At 68.6% G+C, this 25,317-nt stretch carries 24 protein-coding genes; 8 read left to right on the top strand and 16 right to left on the bottom strand.

What is annotated here, in order from left to right; all coding sequences use genetic code 11:
* From OYT95_RS27245 to OYT95_RS27235, 3 genes are read left to right on the top strand one after another with little or no spacing between them, the layout of a single operon-like run.
* Complete coding sequence (locus OYT95_RS27245; RefSeq protein ID WP_037230784.1) at positions 1 to 762, top strand: crotonase/enoyl-CoA hydratase family protein; 762 nt, start codon at positions 1 to 3, stop codon at positions 760 to 762.
* 47 nt (positions 763 to 809) lie between these two features.
* On the top strand, positions 810 to 1,688 hold the full coding sequence (locus tag OYT95_RS27240) for a LysR family transcriptional regulator (RefSeq protein ID WP_037230785.1): 879 nt from the start codon (positions 810 to 812) through the stop codon (positions 1,686 to 1,688).
* A gap of 12 nt (positions 1,689 to 1,700) precedes the next feature.
* Positions 1,701 to 2,585, top strand: a complete 885-nt coding sequence (locus OYT95_RS27235) for a LysR family transcriptional regulator (RefSeq protein ID WP_112300963.1) — start codon at positions 1,701 to 1,703, stop codon at positions 2,583 to 2,585.
* Here OYT95_RS27235 and OYT95_RS27230 read toward each other — a convergent pair.
* Positions 2,567 to 3,529 (bottom strand): NAD(P)H-dependent flavin oxidoreductase, encoded by a 963-nt coding sequence (locus OYT95_RS27230; RefSeq protein ID WP_268789631.1) that lies wholly within the window; start codon positions 3,527 to 3,529, stop codon positions 2,567 to 2,569. The two genes, OYT95_RS27235 and OYT95_RS27230, sit on opposite strands and share 19 nt — an antisense overlap.
* 270 nt (positions 3,530 to 3,799) lie before the next feature.
* On the opposite strand from OYT95_RS27230, the gene OYT95_RS27225 reads away from it, so the two are divergent.
* The gene (locus tag OYT95_RS27225; protein WP_037230789.1) at positions 3,800 to 4,624 is read left to right on the top strand and encodes an enoyl-CoA hydratase/isomerase family protein; all 825 of its coding nucleotides are present in this window, start codon (positions 3,800 to 3,802) and stop codon (positions 4,622 to 4,624) included.
* Here OYT95_RS27225 and OYT95_RS27220 read toward each other — a convergent pair.
* From OYT95_RS27220 to OYT95_RS27195, 6 genes are all read right to left on the bottom strand, one after another.
* Complete coding sequence (locus tag OYT95_RS27220; protein WP_268789630.1) at positions 4,593 to 5,252, bottom strand: Dabb family protein; 660 nt, start codon at positions 5,250 to 5,252, stop codon at positions 4,593 to 4,595. The two genes, OYT95_RS27225 and OYT95_RS27220, sit on opposite strands and share 32 nt — an antisense overlap.
* A complete protein-coding gene (locus tag OYT95_RS27215) occupies positions 5,245 to 5,598 on the bottom strand; it encodes a hypothetical protein (protein ID WP_268789629.1) in 354 nt (117 codons plus the stop codon). Before OYT95_RS27215 ends, OYT95_RS27220 begins: the two co-directional genes overlap by 8 nt.
* 86 nt (positions 5,599 to 5,684) lie before the next feature.
* Entirely contained in the window at positions 5,685 to 7,334 is a 1,650-nt protein-coding gene (locus tag OYT95_RS27210) for a class I adenylate-forming enzyme family protein (protein WP_268789628.1), read from the bottom strand.
* A 17-nt stretch (positions 7,335 to 7,351) separates the two neighbouring features.
* Positions 7,352 to 8,116 carry an SDR family NAD(P)-dependent oxidoreductase gene (locus OYT95_RS27205; protein ID WP_268789627.1) on the bottom strand — a complete coding sequence of 255 codons (765 nt, stop codon included), beginning with the start codon at positions 8,114 to 8,116 and terminating at the stop codon, positions 7,352 to 7,354.
* 33 nt (positions 8,117 to 8,149) lie between these two features.
* Positions 8,150 to 9,283, bottom strand: coding sequence for a thiolase family protein (locus tag OYT95_RS27200; protein ID WP_037230799.1), 1,134 nt, complete (start codon positions 9,281 to 9,283; stop codon positions 8,150 to 8,152).
* Positions 9,284 to 9,367: 84 nt separating this feature from the next.
* Positions 9,368 to 10,696: an MFS transporter gene (locus OYT95_RS27195; RefSeq protein ID WP_037230802.1), complete on the bottom strand. Its 1,329-nt coding sequence runs from the start codon at positions 10,694 to 10,696 to the stop codon at positions 9,368 to 9,370.
* A 214-nt stretch (positions 10,697 to 10,910) separates the two neighbouring features.
* Here OYT95_RS27195 and OYT95_RS27190 point away from each other — a divergent pair, with 214 nt between their 5' ends.
* Genes OYT95_RS27190 through OYT95_RS27180 form a run of 3 tightly spaced genes read left to right on the top strand, consistent with a single transcriptional unit; the run spans position 10,911 to position 14,093 of the window.
* Positions 10,911 to 12,104 (top strand): acyl-CoA dehydrogenase family protein, encoded by a 1,194-nt coding sequence (locus tag OYT95_RS27190; protein ID WP_112300969.1) that lies wholly within the window; start codon positions 10,911 to 10,913, stop codon positions 12,102 to 12,104.
* Between the two features lie 17 nt (positions 12,105 to 12,121).
* A complete protein-coding gene (locus OYT95_RS27185; RefSeq protein ID WP_112300970.1) occupies positions 12,122 to 13,279 on the top strand; it encodes an acyl-CoA dehydrogenase family protein in 1,158 nt (385 codons plus the stop codon).
* 49 nt (positions 13,280 to 13,328) lie between these two features.
* On the top strand, positions 13,329 to 14,093 hold the full coding sequence (locus OYT95_RS27180) for a trans-aconitate 2-methyltransferase (protein ID WP_268789626.1): 765 nt from the start codon (positions 13,329 to 13,331) through the stop codon (positions 14,091 to 14,093).
* Between the two features lie 26 nt (positions 14,094 to 14,119).
* On the opposite strand, the gene OYT95_RS27175 is transcribed toward OYT95_RS27180, so the two are convergent.
* From OYT95_RS27175 to OYT95_RS27150, 6 genes are all read right to left on the bottom strand, one after another.
* Positions 14,120 to 15,061 carry a TAXI family TRAP transporter solute-binding subunit gene (locus OYT95_RS27175; protein ID WP_268789625.1) on the bottom strand — a complete coding sequence of 314 codons (942 nt, stop codon included), beginning with the start codon at positions 15,059 to 15,061 and terminating at the stop codon, positions 14,120 to 14,122.
* The gene (locus OYT95_RS27170; RefSeq protein ID WP_268789624.1) at positions 15,058 to 16,479 is read right to left on the bottom strand and encodes a sensor histidine kinase; all 1,422 of its coding nucleotides are present in this window, start codon (positions 16,477 to 16,479) and stop codon (positions 15,058 to 15,060) included. The genes OYT95_RS27175 and OYT95_RS27170 overlap by 4 nt, the downstream gene beginning before the upstream one ends.
* Position 16,480: 1 nt before the next feature.
* Positions 16,481 to 17,140, bottom strand: coding sequence for a response regulator transcription factor (locus tag OYT95_RS27165; RefSeq protein ID WP_037230808.1), 660 nt, complete (start codon positions 17,138 to 17,140; stop codon positions 16,481 to 16,483).
* 15 nt (positions 17,141 to 17,155) lie between these two features.
* Positions 17,156 to 18,523, bottom strand: coding sequence for an MFS transporter (locus OYT95_RS27160; RefSeq protein WP_112300974.1), 1,368 nt, complete (start codon positions 18,521 to 18,523; stop codon positions 17,156 to 17,158).
* A gap of 138 nt (positions 18,524 to 18,661) precedes the next feature.
* Complete coding sequence (locus OYT95_RS27155) at positions 18,662 to 19,795, bottom strand: CaiB/BaiF CoA transferase family protein (RefSeq protein WP_037230813.1); 1,134 nt, start codon at positions 19,793 to 19,795, stop codon at positions 18,662 to 18,664.
* A complete protein-coding gene (locus tag OYT95_RS27150; protein ID WP_037230814.1) occupies positions 19,792 to 20,964 on the bottom strand; it encodes an acyl-CoA dehydrogenase family protein in 1,173 nt (390 codons plus the stop codon). Before OYT95_RS27150 ends, OYT95_RS27155 begins: the two co-directional genes overlap by 4 nt.
* Positions 20,965 to 21,111: 147 nt before the next feature.
* Between OYT95_RS27150 and OYT95_RS27145 the strand changes: the two genes are divergently transcribed.
* Positions 21,112 to 22,146 carry a LacI family DNA-binding transcriptional regulator gene (locus OYT95_RS27145; RefSeq protein WP_268789623.1) on the top strand — a complete coding sequence of 345 codons (1,035 nt, stop codon included), beginning with the start codon at positions 21,112 to 21,114 and terminating at the stop codon, positions 22,144 to 22,146.
* Here OYT95_RS27145 and OYT95_RS27140 read toward each other — a convergent pair whose 3' ends face one another.
* The 3 genes from OYT95_RS27140 to OYT95_RS27130 all read right to left on the bottom strand — a co-directional run bounded on the left by OYT95_RS27140 (position 22,147) and on the right by OYT95_RS27130 (position 25,280).
* Positions 22,147 to 23,670: an acyl-CoA synthetase gene (locus OYT95_RS27140; RefSeq protein WP_268789622.1), complete on the bottom strand. Its 1,524-nt coding sequence runs from the start codon at positions 23,668 to 23,670 to the stop codon at positions 22,147 to 22,149.
* Positions 23,671 to 23,717: 47 nt separating this feature from the next.
* Positions 23,718 to 24,326 carry a hypothetical protein gene (locus OYT95_RS27135; protein WP_037231031.1) on the bottom strand — a complete coding sequence of 203 codons (609 nt, stop codon included), beginning with the start codon at positions 24,324 to 24,326 and terminating at the stop codon, positions 23,718 to 23,720.
* Positions 24,327 to 24,497: 171 nt separating this feature from the next.
* Positions 24,498 to 25,280: an enoyl-CoA hydratase gene (locus tag OYT95_RS27130; RefSeq protein WP_037230821.1), complete on the bottom strand. Its 783-nt coding sequence runs from the start codon at positions 25,278 to 25,280 to the stop codon at positions 24,498 to 24,500.
* Positions 25,281 to 25,317 lie beyond the last annotated feature (37 nt).

Below are 25,317 nucleotides of genomic sequence, written 5' to 3'. Positions count from 1 at the left end.
ATGAGTGTGGTTCTCACCGAATTCTCCGATGGCGTCGCCGTCATCACCCTGAACCGGCCGGAGGCGAAGAACGCCGTCGACCTCGAGGTCGCCAAAGCGCTCGCCGCCGCGATCGACGAGTTCGAGGCGCGGCCCGACCTGACGATCGCGATCCTCACCGGCGCCGGGGGAACGTTCTGCGCGGGCATGGATCTGAAGGCGTTCACCCGCGGGGAGCGGCCGTCGCTGCCCGGCCGCGGCTTCGGTGGGATCACGGAGGCCCCGCCGACGAAGCCGCTGATCGCCGCGGTCGAGGGATGGGCGCTGGCCGGCGGCTGCGAACTGGCACTGTCGGCCGATCTGATCGTCGCCGCCCGCGACGCCAAGTTCGGCATCCCCGAGGTCAAGCGGGGGCTCGCCGCCGCCGCAGGCGGTCTGCTGCGACTGCCGAAGGTGCTGCCGTACCCGATCGCGATGGAAATGGCGATCACCGGCGATCCCCTCACCGCCGAGGTCGCGCACGCGCACGGACTCGTCAACCGGCTCACCGAGCCCGGGCAGGCTCTCGCCGCCGCCCGCGAACTGGCGGCACGGGTCGCCGCCAACGGTCCCCTCGCCGTGCGCGCCACCAAGCAGGTCGTCGCGATGTCCGCCAACTACACCGACCCCGACGCGTTCGCCGGGCAGCGCCGCTTCCTCGATCCGGTGTTCGCGTCCGAGGACGCCCAGGAGGGTGCGCGCGCCTTCGCGGAGAAGCGCCCACCGGTGTGGCGTGGCCGCTAGCCGCGTGATCGGCACAGCCCGCATCACGGCTTCCGTACGATGACCGCGTGGACCTGCATCTCGTCACCTACTTCGTCGCGGTAGTCGATCACGGCGGGATCACCAGGGCCGCGCAGTCCCTCTACATCTCGCAACCGTCGCTTTCGCAGGCGATTCGCACACTCGAACGCCGCCTCGGTGTCACGCTGTTCGACCGCACCGGGCGGCGTCTCGAGCTGACCGAGGACGGCCGCACCCTCGACGTCGCCGCCCGGCGCATCCTCGCCGACGTCGAGCGGGCCAAGGCCAAGGTCGCCGCGGTGCGCGAACTCGTGTCCGGCCGTGTCGACGTCGTCACCTACGCGGCGTTCTCGATCGATCCGATCGTCGACCTGGTGCGCCGGTTCCGTGAGCAGTACCCCCGCGTGACGGTCCGCATCATCGACGCCGACGGCCCCACCGGCGTCCTCGGCGCCCTGCGCCGCGGCGAGGCCGAACTCGGGGTGATCGACCTGTCCGTCGACCACAGTGCGCTGCGCTCGGTTCCCATCGGCGATCAGGAGCTGGTACTCGCCCTGCCCGGTGCCCTCGCCGAGACCCTTCCCGATCCGGTGCCCCGCTCGGCCGTCCGCACCATTCCGCTCGTTCAGGATCTCGGGGACAAGAGTGACGCGGCGCTGATCACCGACCTCGTCGGTGAGCCCGCGAATGTCGTCATCGACTGCACCCACCCGGGCGCCACGTGGGAGCTGGTGATGCGCGGCGCCGCGGCCACCGTCCTCCCCCGCCTGGTCGCCGAGGAGCAGTTGCGCGGGGTCTCGATCCGGTCGATGACACCGAAACTGACCCGCCCCGTCGGCCTCGTGCAGCGGTCCGGACCGGGATCACCGGCGGCCTCGGCGTTCGTCGCGATCGCGCAGGCCACCCGAACACCGGCACCCGAGTGAGGAACTGAGCACATGGAGTTGCGTCAGGTCGAGTACTTTCTCGCCGTTGTGGAACACGAGGGCATCAACGGGGCCGCCGCGTCGCTCGGCGTCGCACAGCCCACCATCTCGCAGGCTTTGCGCGGGCTCGAGCGGGAACTGGGTGTGCAGTTGTTCCACCGCATCGGCCGGGGCATGGTGCTCAGCGCCGCCGGGCGCAGCATGGTCGGGCCGAGCAGGCAGATCCTCCGCGACGTCACCGCCGTCGAGGACCTCCTCGCCACCTCCGACGGGGCACTCGCAGGCCGACTGGACATCATGGCCTTTCCGGCGTTGGCGATCGGGCCCCTCGTCGACCTCGTCACCGAATTCCGGCGGGCCCACCCGAATGTGACGGTCCGGTTGGGTGAACTGAAAGACGAGGCGCAGGCCGGGTCGCTGATCGAGGACGGCCACTGCGAATTCGTGGTGGCGCACCTCCCGCTCGACGACGCCCGCCTGGACGTCGTCGAACTCGGCGAACAGGAGTACTGGCTCGTGTACCCGCCTGGCACCGACCTGCCGGAAGGTCCCGTTCCGCTCGCAGCGCTCCCCGACATCCCGATGGTCTTCGTCCCCCGCGGCCACTCCGTCGCCAACGAGATCGAGGAATCGATCCGTCATGCCGGGGCACGCCCCATCCTCGCGGCGCTGTCGGATCACCGCGAGGCGCGACTTCCCCTGGTACTCGCGGGAATCGGCGGAACCCTGCTGGAACGGTCGATCGCGGAGGCGGCCCGGGACCGCGCGGTGGTCCGCCGCGCGGAGCCGACGATTGCCCGCACCTTCGGGATCGCATTCGATCCCGACATGCTCTCCCCCGTCGGCCACGCGTTCGTCGAACTCGTGCGGGCAGAAGGCTACAGCGCGAGCAGGTAGTTCTTGGCCGCGGCGTACTCCGCGACCAGGCGGTCGACGAGTTCCGCCGTCGGTTGCACGGAGCGCACGGCGCCGATCCCCTGTCCGGATCCCCAGATGTCGCGCCATGCCTTCGTTTTGGCGGTTCCGCCGCGGAAGCTCATCGCGGACGGGTCCGACACGGCGAGGTCGTGCGGGTCGAGTCCGGCGGCCTCGATGCTGCCGCGCAGGTAGTTGCCGTGCACACCGGTGAACAGGTTGGAGTAGACGATGTCGGACGCGGTGGAGTCGACGATCATCTGCTTGTACCGCTGGTCCGCGTCGGCCTCTTCGGTGGCGATGAACGCGGAGCCGATGTAGGCGAGGTCGGCGCCTGCGGCCTGCGCGGCGAGGACCGAGCGGCCGTGGGCGATGGACCCCGACAACAGGACCGGTCCGTCGAACCACTCGCGGATCTCCTGGATCAACGCGAACGGCGACAGGGTGCCCGCGTGTCCGCCGGCGCCGGCCGCGACGGCGATGAGGCCGTCGGCGCCCTTCTCCACGGCCTTCTTCGCGAACGTGTTGTTGATGACGTCGTGGAGGACGATGCCGCCGTAGCTGTGGATGGCCTCGTTGACGTCGGCGCGGGCGCCGAGGGACGTGATGACGATCGGGACCTCGAACTCGACGACGGTCGCAAGGTCCTCGTCGAGGCGGTCGTTGCTCTTGTGGATGATCAGGTTGACCGCGTAGGGCGCGGACGGTGTCTCGGGGTTGTTGGCGTCGTGCTTGGCGAGGGCTTCGGTGATGCGGGTGAACCATTCGCGCAAGACGGGCTGCGGGCGGGCATTCAGGGAGGGGAAGGAGCCGACGATCCCCGACGTGCACTGGGCGATCACCAGGTCGGGACCCGAGACGAGGAACATCGGGGAGGCGACGGCAGGCAGGCGCAGGCGATCGGACAGGACGGGTGGTAGAGACATCGGTTCTCCTGATGAGGGGGAGTCTTCTGATGCAAGCACTTCCAGTTCCCGAACAGTTCAGCACGCGCGCTGGGCGCGGACAAAGACACATCGCTGATGGTCCGATTAATCGGAACCTATGACGCTCGGCGGTAACCATAGGTTTCACCTCATCCGGTGTATCCCAGAACGACCTTGCGACGGAACGTCCCCGGTGATCGACTGGCTGGGCGGCACGGCGTCGACCACTCCGGCGTTCGCCGAGAACCGCGCCGACGTCTGGAGCCGCGTATGAGCATCGAATCCGTCACCCCGACCACAGACACCGAATCCGCCGAACGCGACGTTCTGATCAGCCGGGACGGTGCGGTCGCGACGATCACCCTGAACCGGCCCACACGGCGCAACGCCATGACCCTCGACTCGTGGATCGCGTTGCGCGAGGCACTCGGCGAACTCGCCCTCGACGACACCACCCGCGTCGTGGTCCTCACCGGCGCGGGCAGCGACTTCTGCACTGGCGCGGACCTCGACAAGCGCACACCCATGCACCCGCTGAACCGCATGCGTCAGATCAACGCGACGGCGCTGGCTGTGGCCGAGTTCCCCAAGCCGCTGATCGCGAAGGTTCGCGGCTACGCCGTGGGAGCCGGCTGGAACCTGGCGCTGCTGTGTGATCTGCTCATCGCCTCACGCGACGCGCAGTTCAGCCAGATCTTCGCCAAGCGCGGCCTGTCGGTGGATTTCGGCGGTTCGTGGCTCCTGCCGCGCATGGTGGGCCTGCACCGCGCGAAACGTCTGGTCATGCTCGCCGAGATGATCGACGCCGAGCAGGCGGATGCGCTGGGACTGGTCAGCGAGCTCGTCGAGCCGGACGAACTGGACGCCACCGTCGCCCAATTCGCCACCCGTCTCGCGGCAGCGCCGACGGTGGCCGTCATGCAGTCGACGCGGCTGATCGAGGACAGCACGACGTCGTCGCTGCGGGACGCACTCGAGAACGAGGCGCGTTCGCAAGCGGTCAATTTCGCAACCGACGCGCCCGCCGCGCTACGCGCATTCGTGGAGAAGCGTCCCCCTGCGTTCAGCGGGGAGTGGCAGGTGCCGCAACCGTGATGGTCGGGCCGTCGATCGCACAGAAGCTGTGGCAGAGCCGAGTGACGATCCGCGGCCCGCGTTCGGGATCGAACCACCGATCTATGTGCGCCCAGTGATAGGGATGTGTCATATACGGCCCGAGTAGCCCGTCCAGGTTCGCGTACTCCTGCTCCCAGACATGGGTCCACCTCGCGGAACCGGCCGATTCGTGCACCCGGCTCAGCTGCGAGGTCCCGATCGTGCGGATATGGTCCGGCATCGCCCGCGTCTCGGATTCGAATCTCTCCACTACCTCCGGGTCGACCGAATCGTCCACTGAGACAAGCAGCGTCCGGTAGACGGTCGGCTCGACATGACGTCGGGCGGGAGTGGGCACACCCGCGTAGCCGACGCTGTCGATGTGCGCGATCTCGGGCGCGCACAGCTGTGCGGTGATGTCTGGTTCGACGGCGCGCCAGTGGCATTCGTCGTCGAAGTGGAGGTGCGCGATCACGTCGCCCCCGTTGATTCCGCCGGGCAGGGTCGGTTTCACGAGAACGCGCCGAGCCCGGGGAACAGCGACCTCGCGCAGCCTGCCGGCCAACGCCGCACCGGTGGAGGCATCCGCGTCGTCGGCGAGGTGAACGAGCTTGGTCACCTTAAACATCGGTCATCGCCTCCACATCCGCCGACGAGCAGGAGACGGTGCGGCGCCGGGTGGTGAGGACCCCGTCCGTGTCGGCCCACCAGCGAAGCACCTCCGCATCGTGGCGTGCGAGAAGGCTCTGATGCCACCACGCGCGAGCACCCCGCAGAATCCAGCTGACGGTCAGGGTGTTCGACTGGTCCTCCAGCCACACCGGCGGGGAGACGAGCACGCGGTCCAGCGTCAGGCCACGCGCAGTCGCCCCGGGCGCATAACGCTCCAGGTAGTCGGCGAGAAACGCGCGAGCCCGCCCGGGCTCGACCACCATCTCGTCGACGATGTACACGATCGACTCGGCCGGCGCCATCTGCGCTCCCTTCTTCCCCCGACCAGGACGGTAGGGGGAAGAAGGGCGCGCCTCACAGAGTTGCGTCCACCCAGCGGGAGAAGACGCTAGGTCGCCGCGGTCGCGAGTTGCTCACGCAGCTTCGTCTTGAGGATCTTCCCGGCCGCCGATGTCGGTAGCTGCTCGACCACCACGACGTCGCGTACCTTCTTGTACGGCAGCACCCGCTCGGCGACGTACGCGGACACCGCATCCGGATCGATCGTCACGTCCGGCATCGGCACCACGAACGCCACCGGCTCCTGACCGACGCTGCCGGCCTCCCTGCCGACGACGGCGGCCGAGGACACGTCCGGGTGCGAGACCAGAATCTCCTCGAGCTCACGCGGATACACGTTGTAGCCCTTGTAGATCAGCATGTCCTTGGTGCGGTCGCAGATGAACAGGTACCCGTCCTCGTCCAGGTAGGCGATGTCGCCGGTGTCGAGCCAGCCGTCGACGTACTGCTGCGCCGTGATCTCCGGATGATTCAGGTAGCCGTCCGTGACCTGCGGGCCGCGGACCCACAACTTGCCGCGGGTGCCGGCCTCAAATACGGCACCGGAGTCGTCCTGGGCGCGGATCTGCACCTCGGTGTCGAACACCGGCAGCCCCACGCTGCCGAGCTTGTACGCGACGGAGCCGGTCAACGGTGCGGAGGCGACCAGGCAGGTGCCCTCGGTCAGCCCGTACCCCTCGACCACGCTCGCCGACGGGAAGGCTCGGCCCAGCGCCTCGAGCGTCACGTGATCGATCGGTGCGGCACCCGAGGAGACGACCCGCACCGAGTCGGTGTCCCGGGCCGCGGCGTCGGGGTGGGTGGCGACGGCATGCCACATCGCCGGGCTGCCGGTGATGTATGTGGCGCGGTGCGTTTCGATCAATTCCAGCATGCGGCCGGGCTCGAACCGTCCGGCGAATATCTGCGTCGCCCCGCACAGCAGGAGGAACGACATGTTGATCAGCGCGTGGGCGTGGAACAGCGGCGACACGACGACGGTCGCTCCGGCGCCGGGCACCACCCCGCGGTCCCCGAGACTCTCGACGGGGCGCAGTTCGATTCCGCCGTCGGCGGTGGCGCGCACCTCGTGGCCCGCCCGCCAAGCGATCATCTGCGTCACGTTGGCGAGGACGTTGCGGTGCAGCACCCGCACACCTTTGGACAACCCGGTGGTGCCGCCCGTGTAGGCGAGGTGGGCCACATCGTCCCCGGACACCTTCGGGGTGGACGGCGCGGTGGCGTACCCGCGGACGAACTCCTCGAACCCGAACTGACCGCGACCTGCGCCTGCGGGGAGTCCGGCCACCACGATCGTGCGGACGGTGGTGCCGCTCGCCGCCTCGGTGAGGGTGTCCAGTTGCCCGGGCTGGGTGACGGCGGCGACCGCCGCCGTGTCGACGATCTGCGAGCGCAGGCCGGGGCCGGGCTGCAGCGGGTTGACCAGGGTGACGGTCGCGCCTGCCCGCAGTGCGCCGTAGTAGGCCACGACGAATTCGATGCAGTTGCCGAGGTGCAGAAGCACCACGTCGCGTTCGGTCACCCCCGCGTCCCGCAGTGCGGCGGCGAACGCGCCCGACCGTTGGTCGAGTTCGCGGTAGGTGCACACCGTCTCGCCGTCGACCACTGCGGCCTTGTCTCCGTACAGGCCCGCCATGCCGGACGGGAACGCCGCCAACGTCAGGTCGGGGTAATGCAGTACCGGTGCAGCAGAATTCACGTTGGGTCCCTTACTCGTCAGCGAGGTGCCATGCGGATGGCACCGTCCAGGCGGATGGTCTCGCCGTTGAGGTAGCCGTTCTCGAGGATCTGGCAGGCGAGCTGCCCGAACTCGCTGGGCTTGCCCAGACGCGACGGGCCCGGCACGGACTTCTCCAGCGACGCACGCACGTCGTCGCGCAACCGGGCGAGGAGCGGGGTGTCCATGATTCCCGGGGCGATCGTGCACACCCGGATGTTGCGGCTGGCGAGGTCGCGGGCCGCGGTGACCGTCATGCCCACGATCCCGGCCTTCGATGCGGTGTAGTTGATCTGGCCGATCTGGCCTTCGAAGGCGGCGACCGACGCCGTCAGCACGACGGCGCCGCGCTCTCCGTCGATCTCCTCCTGCCGCGCCATCCGTTCCGCCCCGAGGCGCAGGGCGTTGAACGAGCCCACGAGGTTGAGCCGGATCACGAACTCGAAGTCCTCGACGGAGCCTGCCTTGCCGTCGGAGTCGAGGATACGCATCCGACGTCCGGCCCCGGCGCAGTGCACGATGCCGCGCAGGCCACCGCTGTCGTCGGCGACGTCGAGGGCGGCCGCGAACTGCTCGGAATCGGTGACGTCGGCGGGAGCGAACTGGGCGGCGCTGCCCAATTCCTTCGCTGCCGCCTCACCGTCGGAGTTCGGAAGGTCGATGAGCGTGACCTGAGCGCCTGCGTCGACGAGGCGGCGTGCCGTCGCGAGACCGAGACCGGACGCGCCGCCGGTGACCGCGGTCGAGATTCCCTTGAGTTCCATCGTGCGGGTGTCCCTTCGAAAAGTGTTGTCGGATCAGAGAAGTTCGAGAATGGTGGCGTTGGCGAGGCCGCCCGCCTCGCACATGGTCTGCAGCCCGTACCGAATGCCGTTGTCCCGCATGTGGTGGACGAGTCGGGTCATGAGGATCGCCCCGGAACCGCCGAGCGGGTGACCGACCGCGATGGCGCCGCCGAGCGGGTTCAGCCGGTCCGTCGCGGCGCCGGTCTCCGCCTGCCACGCCAGCGGGACCGGAGCGAACGCCTCGTTCACCTCGAACGCGCCGATGTCGTCGATCTTCAGTCCGGAGCGGGTCAGTGCCTTCTCCGTCGCGGCGATGGGTCCGGTCAGCATGATCACCGGGTCGTCGCCGGCGACGGCGCAGGTGTGGATGCGGGCCATCGGGGTCAGACCGAGTTGCGCGGCCTTCTCGCTCGTCGTGACGAGCAGTGCACCGGCGCCGTCGGAAATCTGCGAGGAGTTGCCGGCGTGGATCACACCGTCCTCCTTGAACACGGTCTTCAACTTGCCGAGAGACTCGAGCGTGCCGCCGCGGCGGATCCCCTCGTCCCCGGCGAGGACGTCGGAGAGCGGTGCGAGTTGCCCGTCGAACGCGCCCCGGTCCGCGGCGTGCGCCGCGAGTTCGTGGGAGCGCAGCGAGTACTCGTCCAGCACCTGACGGGAGAGCCCCCACTTCGCGGCCATCATCTCGGCGCCGGTGCCCTGGCTGAACCCGTCGACGCCGTACCGGTCGAGGACGGCCGCCGGGAAGTGCTCGCCGTTCTTGCTCGCACTGCCCATGGGAACCCGGCTCATGGACTCCACACCACCGGCGACGACGACGTCCTCGTGTCCGGCGATGACGGCGGCGGCGGCGAAGCTCACGGCCTGCTGGCTCGATCCGCACGCCCGGGTGAGGGTGGTACCCGGAACGGTCTCCGGCCAGCCGGCGGCGAGCACGGCGGTGCGGGCGACGTTGCCTGCCTGCTCGCCCACCTGGCTGACACAGCCCCAGACGACGTCACCGATCTCCTCCGGGGAGAGACCGGTACGCGCCACGAGGGCCTCGAGGACGTGTGCCGACAAATTTGCGGGGTGGATTCCGGACAGGGAACCGCCACGCCGCCCGATGGGCGTGCGGACGGCGTCGACGATCACTGCATCGCGCATGGTGTGTTCCTTCGATCTGAGGGGGTCACTCGAATCAATCACGGGCGATGTCGTCAGCACAACGACTTTCGGCCGATCACAGGGTTAGTTCGTGCCTATGCCCGCGGCGTCGCCCCGGACCAGCTTCTTGTCGCGCTCGGGGTTCGCGAAGACCAGCGCACCGACGGCGCACACGGCGGCGACGAGTCCGAGTGCCTGGAACGCGGTGGCATAGCCCGCGGCGGGCGAGGCCGCCGCGTCGACGATCAGACCCGTCGCATAGGGGGCGACGAGGCCGCCGATCGCCATGACGGCGAGGAAGACGCCCAGGGTGCCCGCGGTCTGGCGGGGCGGGCAGATCTCCGAGATCGCCGCGTTGAGCAGCGGGAACACCGATGCGGCGAAGCCGTAGCCGACGGAGACGACGAGGACGGCGATACCCGGTGCGGTGATGGACGGGAGTGCCAGCAGGATCGCTCCGCAGATCAGCACCCCGACGGCGGGGACGATGACGCGGACGACGCGAGAGGTCGAGCCGCGTGCGAGGAGACGGTCACCGATCACGGACGAGAGCAGCATCAGGATCAACCCGGCGATGCTCGGGAACGCGAACATGGAGCCGGCCTGGAGGCGGCTGTATCCGAGGCCCACCTCGAAGTACGAGGGCAGCCACGTCAGGACCACGGCAACCAGTGCGTACACGCTCATGACGAGGAACGCACCGCTGATGAACGTGCGGGTCCGGAAGATACGACCCCACGGCACCGCCGGTTCGACCACTTCACCGGCAGCGGCGGAATCGGCGCCCTTGCCGCTGCGAATGTACGGGCCCTCGCTCCAGACGGTCAGCCACACGACGCACCACACCACCCCGATGGCCGCCAGCGCGACCAGCGCGTAGCGCCATCCGAACGTGACGGTCACGAATGCGAGAGCAGGTGCGACGGCGATCTTGGCGATGGACGCGGCACCGGCGAGCAGGGCGCTCGGCAGTCCGCGCTTGGCGGGCGCATGCCACGAGTACGCCGCCGTGTGGAGCAGGGCGGAACTCGGACCCTCCGCGAGCCCGAGGAGCAGGCGGCTGACCAGCAGCACCGCGAACGACGCGACGACCACGAGCGGGAGTACCGCGACGGACCAGGCGATCGCGAGCAGCAGCAGCGCCCACCGCAGCGACATCCAGCGGTTGAGCGCACCGGCGAAGAACCCGCCGACGGTGAAGGTCAGGAAGAAGAGGCTTCCCACCAGCCCGATCTGCGAGGCGCTCAGCCCCAGCTCGTGGGCGAGGGGTTGGGCGATGATGCCGAGGACGGCCTTGTCGGCGTAGTTGACGACGTAGAGCAGCACGAGGAGCGCGGTCAGGCCCCAAGCGCGGCTGCGGGACTCGGAACCGGCGGCGACGGTCCGGTCGAGGAGGGCAGTGGAGCGGGTCACGGGGTGATCCCTTCGGAGAGCGTGGTGGCGTGGGTCACAGTGTCACGGTTCATTCAACGGACCGGGATGCCCGCGATCAATACGCACTCGGCGAAGGCACCGGCTACGTCTGCCTATGAGTCGGCAGAGGAGCCTCGCGTGCATTGGAGTGCGCTATCCGACCGATAGCCGAACGCCCCTAGCCGGGCCCCCGTGAATCGGGCATTCTCATCCCATGAGCCGCCTCGCCCAGACTCTCGATCTGACCGAGTTCCAGACCGAGATCGTCGACACCGTGCGCACCTTCGTCGATCGCGAAATAATTCCGGCCGCACAGGAACTCGAACACTCCGACACCTACCCTCAGGCCATCGTCGACAAGATGCGCGAGATGGGCCTGTTCGGGCTGATGATCCCGGAGGAGTACGGCGGCCTGGGCGAATCCCTGCTCACGTACGCGCTGTGCGTCGAGGAACTCGCCCGTGGCTGGATGAGTGTGTCGGGTGTGATCAACACCCACTTCATCGTCGCGTACATGATCCGTCAGCACGGCACCGATGCCCAGAAGAACCACTACCTGCCGCGGATGGCGACCGGTGAGGTGCGCGGCGCGTTCTCGATGTCCGAGCCCGAGCTGGGGTCCGACGTCGCCGCGATCCGCACCCGGGCCAAGCGTGACGCCGACGGCAACTACGTGATCGACGGGCAGAAGATGTGGCTCACCAACGGCGGCAGCTCGACGCTCGTCGCCGCACTGGTGCGCACCGAGGAGGGCGCCGCCAAGCCGCACGCCAACCTCACCACCTTCCTCATCGAGAAGCCCGCCGGTTTCGGCGAGGTCCTCCCCGGCCTCACCATCCCGGGGAAGATCGACAAGATGGGCTACAAGGGCATCGACACCACCGAGCTCCTGTTCGACAACTATCGCGCGGCGGCCGGCGACGTCCTCGGCGGAACCCCCGGTCGCGGGTTCTCCCAGATGATGGACGGCGTCGAGGTCGGCCGGGTCAACGTCTCCGCCCGCGCGTGCGGTGTGGCGATCCGGGCATTCGAGCTGGCCGCCCGATATGCGCAGCAACGCAGCACGTTCGGCAAGCCGATCGCCGAACACCAGGCCGTCGCGTTCAGCCTCGCCGAGATGGCGACGAAAGTGGAAGCCGCGCATCTGATGATGGTCAACGCGGCCCGCCTCAAAGACTCCGGTGAACGCAACGACGTCGCCGCGGGCATGGCCAAGTACCTCGCCAGCGAGTACTGCTCCGAGGTGACGCAGGCCAGCTTCCGCATCCACGGCGGCTACGGCTACTCGAAGGAGTACGAGATCGAGCGCCTGATGCGCGAGGCACCGTTCCTTCTGATCGGCGAGGGCACCAGCGAGATTCAGAAGATGATCATCAGCAAGGGCGTACTACGCAGTTACGCACTGTAATACGAAGGAGAAAACCCGTGCAGCGTACGGTGTTCAACGAAGATCACGACGCGTTCCGGAAGACGATTCGCGACTTCATCGCCAAGGAAGTCGCACCCGTCCACCACGAGTGGGAGGGCGAAGGGCATCCCCCGCGCGACTTCTACCGGCGCCTCGGGGAGCTCGGCGTCCTCGGCATCCAGGTGCCGGAGGAATTCGGCGGCGGCGGCGAGAAGAGTTTCAAGTTCGCCGCGGTGGTCGGCGAGGAGACGGCGGCCGCCGGCGTCACGTTCGGCAGCTACTCCGTGCACACCAACCTGATCCTGCCGTACCTGCTCGAGTACGCGAACGACGAGCAGAAGCAGCGGTGGCTCCCCGGCTTCGCGTCCGGCGACATCATGTTCGCCATCGCGATGACCGAGCCGGGCACCGGTTCGGACCTCGCGAACATCACGACGTCGGCCAAGCTGTCCGCGGACGGGTCCCATTACGTGCTGAACGGTGCGAAGACGTTCATCACCGGTGGTGCGCTCGCCGACCGGATCCTGGTGGTGTGCCGCACCGCGCCCAGCACCCCCGAGGACCGCCGGGCCGGTCTCACCATCCTCGTCGTCGACACGACGTCCGAGGGTTTCGCGGTGGGTCGCAAGATCGAGAAGATCGGCCTGAAGGCCTCGGACACCGCCGAACTGTCCTTCACCGACGTGAAGGTGCCCGTGGCGGACCGCCTCGGCGACGAGGGTGCCGGATTCAGCTACCTCACCCACAACCTCGCCCAGGAACGCCTCTCCATCGCGCTCGGCGGGTCGGCCACCGCGGCCGCGGCGCTGCAGCACGCGATCGCGTACGTCAAGGAGCGCAAGGTGTTCGGCAAGCCCGTCGCGGCGTTCCAGAACACCAAGTTCGTGCTCGCCGAGTGCGCCACCGAGGTCGAGGCGATTCAGCTGATGGCCGACCGCGCGCTCGAACTGCACGACGCCGGCGAACTCACGGTCGCGGATGCCGCGAAGGCGAAGCTGTTCTGCACCGAGGCCGCGGGCCGGGTCATCGACAAGTGCCTGCAACTGCACGGCGGGTACGGCTACATCCTCGAGTACCCCATCGCGCGGCTCTACGCGGACACCCGCGTCTCCCGCATCTACGGCGGCACGAGCGAGGTCATGAAGACGATCATCGCGAAGGATCTCGGCCTCTGACCCCACACACCAACAGTATGGGCGTACTGTTTCAGGCGAGGAGGATGACATGTGGGATCCGGACAAGTACCTCGCCTTCGCGGACCATCGCGGGCGCCCGTTCTACGAGTTGCTGTCGCGAGTCGACGCGCGGTCACCGCGCCGCGTCGTCGACCTCGGCTGCGGCCCGGGAAACCTGACCGTCAGCCTGGCCGAACGATGGCCGGACGCCGTCCTCGAGGCGTCCGACAGCTCACCCGAGATGGTCGAGGCCGCGCGTGAACGCGGCCTCGACGCCGGCAGGCAGGACGTGCGCGACTGGACGCCGCAGCCCGACACGGACGTCGTCATCTCCAATGCCGCCCTGCAGTGGGTGCCCGAACACCGGGAGTTGTTGCGTCGCTGGCCGACCCAACTCCCGTCGGGGGCGTGGGTCGCGGTGCAGGTTCCCGGCAACTTCGACGCGCCGTCGCACACGATCGTCCGGGACCTCGCCAGGAGCGAACGGTGGTCCGGGTCGCTGCCGGACGTGCCGTTCCGCGAGAGCAAGGTCGTCGACGATCCCACCGGGTACGCCGGTCTGCTCGCCGACGCCGGGTGCGCCGTCGACGCGTGGGAAACCACGTACGTGCAGCAACTGACCGGAGAAGACCCGGTTCTGGAGTGGATCACCGGCACCGCGCTCCGCCCCGTCAAGGACGCCCTCTCGGCGCCGGAGTGGGACCGATTCCGCGAAGAGCTCGTCCCGCTCCTCGACGAGGCATACCCCCGGCGACCGGACGGCAGCACGTTCTTCCCGTTCCGGCGCATCTTCGTCGTCGCCCAGGTGCAGTGATCGACCAGGTGCAGTGATCGACCGGCTCAGCCGTGGTGCCTTCGGTACGCCGCGGCCGCTCCGGGGTGCAGCGGCACCCCCGCGGTGACGATCAGCGACTGCCGGTCCAGGAACTGGCTGCCGGTCGCCTGATCCGGCACCAGTTCCGCCGCGTGGTCGATGAGCACCTCGACGATGGCGCCGGCGGCGCTGTCCGAGACGGCGGGATCGGCGAGCAGCAGGTTGGCGAGACCGATCGTCGCGACCGACGTCTGCTGTCCGTACGTGCCGGGCGGAATCAGCACCGGCTCGTAGCGCGGGCCGAACCGCTCCCGCAGCAACTCCAGTTCGGCGGACAGGTCGAGCAGTCGCAGCGGGATCCCGAGATCCGCGAACGACGGCGTGGGCACTCCGCCGGCCCACAGAACCGCGTCGACGGTGCCGTCACGCAGCGCCTGCCCCGCATCGGTCATCGACAGGTGCAGACGCGTCACGTCCCCCGGACCGGCCAGGCCCAGCACCTCGAGGATCCGTTCGCCCGTGAGCTCCGCACCGGAGCCGGTGGCACCCAGGCTGATTCGGGCGCCTCTCAGCTGCGACGTGTCCGTGATCCCAGAATCGGCGCGCACCGCGAGCTGCATGTAGTTCTCGTACACCTTGCCGATGGCGGTGAATCGGGCGCCTGCGTCCAGAGCCGACACGGCGGCGTCGGCGAGGCTCAGTGCCAGTTCCGCGTCTCCGGACGCCAGCGCCGCCAGATTGTCCATCGACCCCGCCGTGCGGACCGCGACGATGCTCATCGGCAGGGCGGCACGCTCCGCGGCCTGGGCCGTCAATTGGGCGAACTCCCAGAAGAATCCACCCTCCTCACCGGCGGCGAGTCGCAGCGGATCGCGACCGTTGTCCGAGCACGCGGCGAGCACCGACCCCGTGGCCGCGGTCGTGCCCGCGGCGACGACGCCGCGCAGAAGTGCACGTCGCGTGATCACGGCGCCACCGCCGGTTCCGGAAGTATCAGCGTCACCCGGAGCCCGTGTGGCTGCTCCGCGGCGATCGTCAGCGCCCCACCGCCGCCCTCGACGAGCGCGGTCGCGATGGACAGCCCGAGCCCGGTGCCCTGGTGCGCCGCCGCGGACCCGCGGAAGAAGCGCGACGACAGTTTGCCGATCTCGTCCTCGCGCACCCCGACCCCGTCGTCGCTCACCCGGATCTCGATTCCCGCGGCGGACCTTCCCGTGTCGATCCGGACCGTCGACCCTCGACCGGCGTAGGCGTGCGCGTTGCTGAGCAGGACGTCCAGGACCTGCGACAGGTGGCTGGACCGGAAGTCGGCGACCAGCGGTTCGGCCGGTTCCCGGAGCACGAGGTCCATCCCCGAGTCCCCGAGGGCCTCCGTCCAGGCGTCGGCGCGGTCCGCGAGGACTGCACCGACGTCGCATCCTCCGTGCGCGGACTCGTCCTCGGCGGATTCCGCGGGCGATTCGGCGACGGCCAGCGCCAGCAGTCCGTCGAGGATCCCGCCGAGCCGATCGACCTCCATCCCGGTCCGGCGGTACGTTTCGGCCCCGGCCTCGGAGACGTGCGGGCCGAGGGAATCCAACCGGATGTGCAGGGCCGCGAGGGGGTTTCGGAGCTGATGGGCGGTGTCGGCGATCAGCTGCCGCTGCGCCTGACCGGACGCCCGGACGGCGCCCGACATGGTGTCGAACGCCCTCGCGAGTTCCTGGACCTCGGGTGGCCCGCTGTAGCTGCCGGACGGCCGGCCGGTGCTGCGACGCACCCGCGGACGCGGCGACGGGACGGCGTCCGTGAGGGCGCCGACCCTGGCCGTGAGCGCCCCGAGCGGACGAACGGTCCACCGGGACAGCGCGATCGCGACCGCGGTGACCGCCGCCAGCGCGGCGAACGCCCCCGCGACGATCACCAGCCACGACGTCCGGATGGACTCACGTGCGGCGCGGGTGGACACGTCCAGGACGACGGCACCGTCCACCTGTGCTCCGGTGCCGACGGGCACGGCCGACAGGACACGGTCCGCCGACCACGGTGTCAGCGAACCGCTGATCCCCAGCTTCTGATTGCGCAGTCCCGCCGTGATCGCCGCCGCGACGTCGGAGTCGTCCGGCGACAGTCCGGCGCCCGCGCGGAGGTTGCCCCGGGCGTCGACGATGAGAACGCCTTCCCCGTACAACTCGTGGTAACGGGCCACCTCCTCCCGCAGCAGGGTGGTACTCCCGGGGGCCTGGGTCTGTCCGGCGAGGCTGGCGAAATGCGTCGCGTCCGCCTCCCTGCTCAGCCGCAGGGCCTGGGTTCTCCCGGCACTGGTGGCCAGCGCCAGCGGGACGGCGAATGCCACCACCGCGACGGCCGCGAACACCAGCAGTACGGCGAGCACACGGCGGCCCACGTCAGGCGCCCCAGCGGTAGCCGTACCCGCGGATGGTCGAGATGAGCCCCGGGCGGCCCAGTTTCGCGCGCAGCCCGGTCATGTGCACGTCGAGGGTGCGTGAGATCGCCACATATGCGTCGCCCCACACGGCATCCATCAACTGCTGTCGGCTCACTGCGGCGCCGGGACGGGTGACGAGTACCTCGAGAAGCTCGAACTCCTTGGCCGTCAACGCCACCGGAGCCCCGCCGACCTCCACTTCGCGTGCCGCCAGATCGACCACCACATCGCCTTCGGTGACCGTCTGCGCAGCCGAGGCCGCGGTCGCGCGGCGGCGCTGCGTCACGACGTCGAGCCGCGCCAGCAATTCCGCGAGCCGCGCCGGTTTGACGAGGTAGTCGTCGGCCCCGCCGCGCAACCCCCGCACCACCGACCGTTCGTCGTCGCGTGCCGTGAGGATCACCACCGGAACGTCGCTGACGGCCCGCAGCTGCCGAAGCACCTGCAGGCCGTCCGCGTCGGGGAGACCGAGGTCGAGGATCACCGCGTCCATACCGCGATGGCCGAGAAGGAGATCGGAGCCGCGCCGCATGCGCACCGCCTCGTGGCCGTGGGTGGCCAGTGCTTCCACGAGTGCGTCGCCGACTCCGTCGTCGTCCTCGACCACCGCGATCTGCACTTCTCTTCCCTTCGATCAGCTCCGCGCGTCGACCAGCTCGACGTCGTCGTCCGGGGTGTCCTCCCGGTTGGACGTCCGGTCGAGCGGCGAACCGTCCGAAGTCTCACGCATGAAGAAGTAGACGACGAGCGAGATCGCGATACACCCGGTCACGTAGTAGAAGAATAGCGATTCGTGCCCGGCCCGCTTCAGGGCGAGGGCGACGGTCTCGACCGTTCCGCCGAAGATCGCCAGCGTGAGGGCGTACGGCAGCCCGACCCCGAGCGCGCGAACCTTCGTCGGGAACAGTTCGGTCTTCACGATCGCGTTCACCGACGTGTATCCGGTGACGACGATCAGTCCCAGCATCATCAGTGCGAACGCCGCGATGGGGTTCGTCGTGGTCCCGAGCACGGTCATCAGCGGCACGGTGAGGACGGTTCCGCCGATCCCGAAGAAGATCAGCAGCTTCCGGCGGCCGATGCGGTCGGACAGTGCGCCGCCGATCGGCTGCAACACGATGAACACCAGCAGGGCCGCGAAGTTGATCCACGCCACCGTGTCCTTGGAGATGCCGGACGTGTTGATCATGTACTTCTGCATGTACGTGGTGTACGTGTAGAACGCCACGCAACCACCGAGCGTCAGGGCGCACACCAGCAGGCACTCGCGGGGGTACTGCAGCAGCATCCGGAGCGAACCTTCCTTCGGCGCATCGTCCGAGGTGTCGGTGTCACGCTTCGCCTCCACCTCGTCGGTGAACGCCTCCGACTCGTCCATCGTGCGTCGGAGCCACATCACCGCGACGGCGCCGGCGGCGCCGATCAGGAACGGGATCCGCCAGCCCCACGACTGCATGGCCTCCGCAGGCAGCGTCAGCTGCAGGATGATCTGCACACCCAGCGCGATCAGCTGCCCGGCGACGAGCGTGACGTACTGGAAGCTCGAGTAGAACCCGCGCCGGCCCGGCGACGCGACCTCGGCCAGGTACGTGGCGCTGGTGGCGTACTCGCCGCCGACCGACAGTCCCTGCAGCATCCGGGCGATCACCAGCAGCACCGGTGCGACGAGCCCGATGCTCGCGTAGGACGGCGTGACGGCGATGACGAGCGAACCCGCCGCCATCACGGTCACCGACAGGGTGAGCGCCGAACGGCGTCCGTGCCGGTCGGCGTACCGTCCCATGATCCAGCCGCCGATCGGCCGCATGAGGAACCCGACCGCGAAAACGGCTGCCGTGGAAAGCAGCTGCGCTGTGGTGTCGCCTTCCGGGAAGAACTCCTTCGCGAAGTACACACTGAACGCCGCGTAGACATACCAGTCGTACCATTCGATCAGGTTGCCGACCGAACCCTTCAAAACATTGCCGATGACTCGGCGCTCACCCGTCGATGTTGTGCTCACGCGGGACTCCTCTCGATGCCCTGGATCTCTGCGTTCACACCACAGTGGGTCACGTCACATCGATACGGAAGGGCCGCGGAGCGTTCCTAACACTCCCTTAGGGAAGAGCCCCCGTGAGTACTTATTAACCGCGGGACGTTAACAAGTACTCACGGCTGGGGTGTCCTCGCCGAGCCGCGGCGGCGCGCTGCGATAGCTCGCCGGGGTGGCGCTGAGCCGGATCGGGTTCGCCACCTGACGCACGGGCCGGTCCCGGCGGGGATCGTCGATCTCGACCACCGGATTCAGCCCGAGCCGCTCGGCGAGCGCCACGGCGTCGGCGATGTCGTTGAGCGGACCGCACGGGACACCCTGTGCGGTCAGCTTCTCGAACCACTCGTCCGCCGAGCCCGCGGACAACGCCTCGGTGATGTCCCGGACCAATTGCTCGCGGTGCGCCACCCGTTGCGTGTTGGTTGCGTACCGCTCGTCGTCGGCGAGTTCGGGAACACCGAGAACCTCGACGAGAGAAGCGAACTGACGGTTGTTCCCCACCGCCAGCACCAGCGGACGGTCGCCGGTCCGGAAGACCTCGTACGGCGCGATGCTGGGGTGCCGGTTGCCCATCGCCTGCGGGACCACTCCGGCGCCCACATACCCCGACGTCTGGTTCGCGAGGGCCGACAGCAGCGACGACAGCAGATTCACCTCGACCCGCTGTCCCTCCCCGGTGCGATCACGGTGACGCAGCGCCGCCAGGATCCCGACCGCGGCGTGCAGTCCGGTGATGATGTCGACGACGGCCACCCCGACCTTCGTCGGAACGCCGGGTTCGGGACCGGTGACGCTCATCAACCCGCCGACGGCCTGGATGAGCAGGTCGTATCCGGGCAGGTTGTTCTGGCCACCGAACCCGGTCACGGAGCAGTAGACGACGTCGGGATTGATCTCCCGTACGGCGTCGTAGCCGAGCCCGAGCCGGTCCATCGTGCCGGGAAGGAAGTTCTCGACCACCACGTCCGCCCGGGCGGCCAGTTCCCGCGCCTGCTGCAGGTCGCCGGGGTCGCGCAGATCCCAGGCGAAGGACCGCTTGTTGCGATTGACGGACTGGAAGTAGGTGGATTCGTCACCCACCCACGGTGGCCCCCACTGCCGGGTGTCGTCGCCGACGCCGGCGCGCTCGATCTTGACGACGTCGGCACCGAGATCGGCGAGCAGCATCGTGGCGTACGGCCCGGCGAGCACCCGTCCGAAGTCGGCGATCAGCAGGCCGTCCAGGGCTGCACTTCTCACCGGAACGCTGCCTCGCCCGTCAGCGCCTTGCCGATCACGAGCTGGTGCACCTCGGACGTTCCCTCGTAGGTGAGCACGGACTCGAGGTTGTTGGCGTGGCGGATCACGGGGTATTCCAGCGTGATTCCGTTGGCACCGAGGATGGTGCGGCACTCGCGGGCGATGGCGATGGCCTCGCGGACGTTGTTCAGCTTGCCCGTGCTGACCTGCTCGGGACGTGCCACGCCGCGGTCCTTCAGCCGTCCGAGGTGGTACGCGAGCAGGTGGCCCTTACCGACCTCGAGGGCCATGTCGGCGATCTTGACCTGCGTGATCTGGTAGGCGGCGAGCGACTTGTCGAAGACCTGACGGTCCTGCGCGTAGGAGATGGCCGATTCCAGGCAGTCGCGGGCGGCGCCGATCGCGCCGAAGATGATGCCGAACCGGGCCTCGTTGAGGCAGCCGAGCGGACCGGACAGCCCCTTGGCCTCCGGCAGCATCGCGGATTCGGGCAGTCTGACGTCCTCGAGCACGAGTTCCGAGGTGACGGACGCCCGCAGTGACATCTTGTGCTTGATCTCGGGCGCCGAGAAGCCGGGGGTGTCGGTGGGGACGACGAATCCGCGGATGCCGTCGTCGGTGCGTGCCCACACGACCGCGACGTCGGCGACGGATCCGTTGGTGATCCACATCTTGGTGCCGTTGAGGATCCAGTCGTCACCGTCCCGCTTGGCGTTGGTGCGCATGCCTGCGGGGTTGGAGCCGAAGTCGGGTTCGGTCAGACCGAAGCAGCCGATCGCCTTGCCGGCGGCCATGCGGGGCAGCCATTCCTGCTTCTGGTCTTCGCTGCCGTAGTGGTGGATCGCGTACATGGCCAGCGAGCCCTGGACGGACACGAGGCTGCGGATGCCGGAGTCGACGGCCTCGAGTTCGAGGCAGGCCAGGCCGTAGGCGGTGGCGCTCATGCCGGCGCAGCCGTACCCCTCGAGGTGCATGCCGAGCACGCCGAGTTCGCCCAGTCCTTCCGCCAGCTCACGCACGGGCAGTGCCGCCGCTTCGAACCATTCGCCGATGTGGGGCCGGATCTTCTCGTCCGAGAATCGGCGCACGGTGTCGCGGATCGCGATCTCCTCGGTGTCGAGCAGCGAGTCGAGGGCGAACAGCTGGGTCAGGGACTGCGGGTCGGACATTGTTCCTCCACGGGGCCGGTGGGGCTGGTGTGCAAACGTTCGCGAGAACGATTGCACGAACGATTTCGTCACGTAGACTAAGGCGCGTTCCGGCGGCCGTCAACCATGAGGCCCGCCGGCCCCCGTCCCCGAGCGCGAGGATTGCCCGTGAACCTGCCGGACCGCCCGACACGCACCTCCGGGCGTCCGCCGACCCTCCGCGAGATCGCCGAACGCGCCGGCGTCCACGTGTCGACGGCGTCCCGGGTGCTCCGTCAGCCCGAACCCGCCGACGGCTGGTCCGAAGCAGCGCTGCGGGTGCGCGAGGTGGCGGTGGAACTCGGCTACCAGCCCAACCTGTGGGCCGCGAGCCTGCGGACCCGGAAGACCACCACCCTCGGCGTCGTCATGCCGCGACTCACCGACGGGGTGGTCGCGACCATGTTCCAGGGCATCGAGGAGACGGCCACGCAGGCCGGCTACTCGGTGTTGCTGTCGAGCCCGCCCGACGATCTCGACGCCCAGCGCCGCGCCATCGAGTTCCTCGTCAGCAGGCAGGTCGACGGCCTGCTGCTCAGCAGCCTGCACAGTCCCGGCCGCGAGTTCGTCGACTCGCTGTCGGTGGGGGCGCTGCCGATGCTGCAGCTCAACCGGCACGCCGACGTCGGTCTGCCGTTCGTGTCCGGTGACGACCACCGGGGCGGCTACCTCGCCGGACGCCATCTCCTCGACCGCGGCTTCACCGAGGTCGCCGTCATCACCGGCCCCGACCACGCGAGCACGTCCCGCGACCGTCTCGCCGGTTTCCGCGACGCGCTGGCCGAGAACGGCATCGAACTCCGACCCGATCGCGTCGTCCGCTCCGACTTCGACGTGTCCGGCGGTGTCGCCGCGGCCACCGTTCTCCTGGAATCGGATTCGCGCCCCGAGGCGATCTTCACCGTCAGCGACACCATCGCGATCGGCGTCCTCGGCGTCGCCCGGGACCTCGGACTGCGGATCCCCGAAGACCTCGCGCTCGTCGGGTACAACGACATTCCGGTGGTCGCCCAGCTGCCGGTGCCGCTGACGACCGTCCGGTCACCCGCCCGCCTGATCGGCGCGACCGGTGTGCGTCATCTCCTGTCGATCATCGCGGGCAACGACGTGGAATCGGTGAAGCTCCCGGTCGAGCTGATCGAGCGGGCGTCGACAAGGAAGTGATCAGAGTGTTGCCCGCAATTCCCGCTTGAGCAGCTTCCCGCTCTGGTTCCGGGGCAGTTCGTCAACGAACACCACCTGCTTGGGCACCTTGAACGGCGCGATGCGCTCCTTGACGTGGGCGATCAACCCGTCCGGTGTCACGCCGGCCGCGTCCTCCCGCAGCACCACCACCGCGGTGATCGCCTCGATCCACTTGTCGTCCGGCGTCCCGATGACGGCCACCTCGGCCACATCCGGATGCGTGTAGACGGCGTCCTCGACCTCCCGCGACGCCACCAGGATGCCGCCGGTGTTGATGACGTCCTTGATGCGGTCGACGACGGTGATGTACCCCTCCGGGTCCCGCTTCACCAGATCGCCCGAGTGGAACCAGCCGTCGCGGAACGCCTCCGCGGTGGCGTCGGGGTTGTCCCAGTACCCCAGGCACAATTGGGGCGAACGGTAGAGCACCTCACCCGGCGTGCCGTCCGGAACGTCGTTGCCGTCCGGGTCCACCACCCGCGTCTCGACGAAGAACACGGCCTTGCCACACGACGACGGCCGCTCCTCGTGTTCCTCGGGCTGCAGCACCGTGGCGAGCGGGCCGATCTCGGACTGTCCGAAGCAGTTGTAGAAGCCGAGGTCGGGGTAGCGTTCGCGCAACCTGTTCAGCACCGTGACCGGCATGATCGACGCGCCGTACTGCGCCTTCTTCAGCGACGACAGGTCGCGGGTCTCGAGATCCGGATGTCCGGCGAGCGGCACCCACACCGTCGGCGCCAGGAACAGCGACCCGATGCGATCCGCCTCGATGCGCCGCAGGATCTCCGGGATGTCCGGGGTCTGCATCAGATTCACCGAGGCACCCACCGACAGGTACGGCAGCATGAACACGTGCATGCCCGCCGAGTGGTACAGCGGCATGCAGATCAGCGGATTGTCGCCGTCGCCCAGCGCGAGGGCGATCACGGACGACACGTACTCGTGCACGAGTCCGCCGTGAGTCATCATGGCGCCCTTCGGCTTCGACGTCGTCCCGGACGTGTACAGCAGCTGCGCCAGGTCGGTGGACGCGACAGGCACGGCGAGCACGGGTACGTCGCCGGAACCGCTGTGCGCGAGAAGCGAGTCTTCTGCGTCGCGCAGGGGAACCACGTGACGCAGGTCGAGCGCGCCCCCGACCGAGTCGAGCGTGCCTTTCAACGCCGGATCGACGAGCACGGCGGCGCTTCCGGACTGCGACACCAGATAGGTCAGCTCTTCGCCCTTCAGCGCATAGTTGACGGGGACGTGCACGAGACCCGCACGCGCGCAGGCCAGGAACCCGATCGTGTACGCGTCCGAGTTGGTGCCGTACGCGGCCACCCGCTCACCGGCCGACAGTCCGAGCGACTGCAGGTACGCGGCGGCGCGGCTGACGGCGTCGTCGAGTTCACGGTACGTCCACGTGCGGTCCTCGAACGTCAGTGCCCTGCGGTCGGGGAACTTGGCTGCCGAGCGCCGCAGCACTCCGTCGACGGTATCGGTGCGCGCATCCAGACTCATGCACGAAGGTTATAGGACGTCCAAGTACCTTGCCAGAGGTTTCGGCGCTACCGGCCGGCCGCCACCAGCATCGGCGAGTGCATGTCGTAGTACGTCACGTCGTCGGTGAGCCTGCCTTCCTCCTCGAACAACGACCGCAGATCGTCCGGCACCTCCAACTTCTCGTGCGAGCGAGCCTCCGCCTCGGACGTGAAGTACACCGCCTCGACATATCCGCCGTCGCCGTAGGTGCACAACGTTCCCCCGAGGATCTCCGGGCGCAGCTGATGAAGCTGGGGTTCGGCCTGTTCCAGCAACTCCCTCATCCGGCTCGCGTCGGTGGTATGGCCCTCCATGACCTGAACGAATGTCGCGTCGTCCGAGCCTCCACCCATCCACTCCATCACGTCCGGGCAGTCCATGAACGACACGGCACCGTCGAAGCACCGCTCGGTCTCCGCCCACCACGCGCCCTGTTCGGGACGCTCACTGTTGCGCCGGGCGGCGTCGGCCGATTCGAACCGCGCGAGCGCGATGAACGTTCCGTCGTCGCACAATCCCTGAGTGCAGCCCAGGAAGCCCGTCGCTCCCGGTCGGACGTCTTCGGTCCAGCGGTCCATGCACCGGCGTAGGCCTGCCTCGTCCGACACCTTTCCCTGAATTACCTGAATGAACATCGATGTCTCCTCCCGCGGGACGTCGCCCCGCAGTGAGAACGATCTCTGGGTGACCGACCCGTCGCGGTCCACCGTCAGCGGGCACCGACGGCCCGCGGCCGCAGCCACTGCACGCTCAATCCTTCGCCGGTTCGCTACACCACGCAATGCAGCCAGGGTCCGCCTGTGCCGCTATTTTCCCTGCCATTGCGGAGTGCGCTTGTCGACGAACGCCTGCATGCCCTCCTGGGCGTCGCACGTGACGGCGTTGGTGGCCATCGTCTCCGCCATCGCCGTGTAGGCCTCGCCCTGAGGAAGCTCGATCTGCCGGTAGAACGCCTGCTTGCCGATCTTCACGGTGAGCGGGCTGGCCTTCGTGATCTTCGCGGCGAGAGCCCGGGTCTGCGCATCGAGCTCCTCGGGTGCGACGACCAGGTTCACCAGCCCCCAGTCCGCGGCGGTCTCCGCCCCGATCGTCTCCCCGGTGAGCAGCATCTGCAGGGCGCGCTTACGTCCGATCGCGCGGCTGAGGGCCACCATCGGGGTGGAGCAGAACAGGCCGATCTTCACCCCCGGCGTCCCGAACACGGCGTTCGACGACGCGACGACGAGGTCGCACGACGCCGCGAGCTGACAGCCCGCCGCGACGGCCGCGCCCTGGACGGACGCGATGACCGGTTGGGGAATGTCCTGCACGGTCTGCATCATCTCGACACAGGTGTCGAAGATGGCCTGCTCGTCCTCGAGTGTGCGGCCGATCATCTCCTTCAGGTCGTGGCCCGCGGAGAACACCGGTCCGGCAGCCCTGATGACGACGACGCGGGTGGTGTCGTCGTCGCCCAGCTTCCGCAGGGCCGCGGTGACGTCCCGCATGGCCTCGGACGACAGCGGATTGCGCTGGTCGGGGCGGTTCAGGGTGAGGAACGCGACGCCGGTGTCCGGCTCGGCACTGATCTCGACGAAGTTCTCGGTCATGACTAATGACTACCATCCGTGAGTACTTGTCAACCGC

Origin of the sequence: Rhodococcus sp. JS3073 (genome assembly GCF_026810085.1) — a bacterium.
Lineage (GTDB): Bacteria > Actinomycetota > Actinomycetes > Mycobacteriales > Mycobacteriaceae > Rhodococcus_F > Rhodococcus_F wratislaviensis.
The sequence above is the reverse complement of the archived record's forward strand: the minus strand, read 5'-3'. Positions and strand labels throughout refer to the sequence as shown.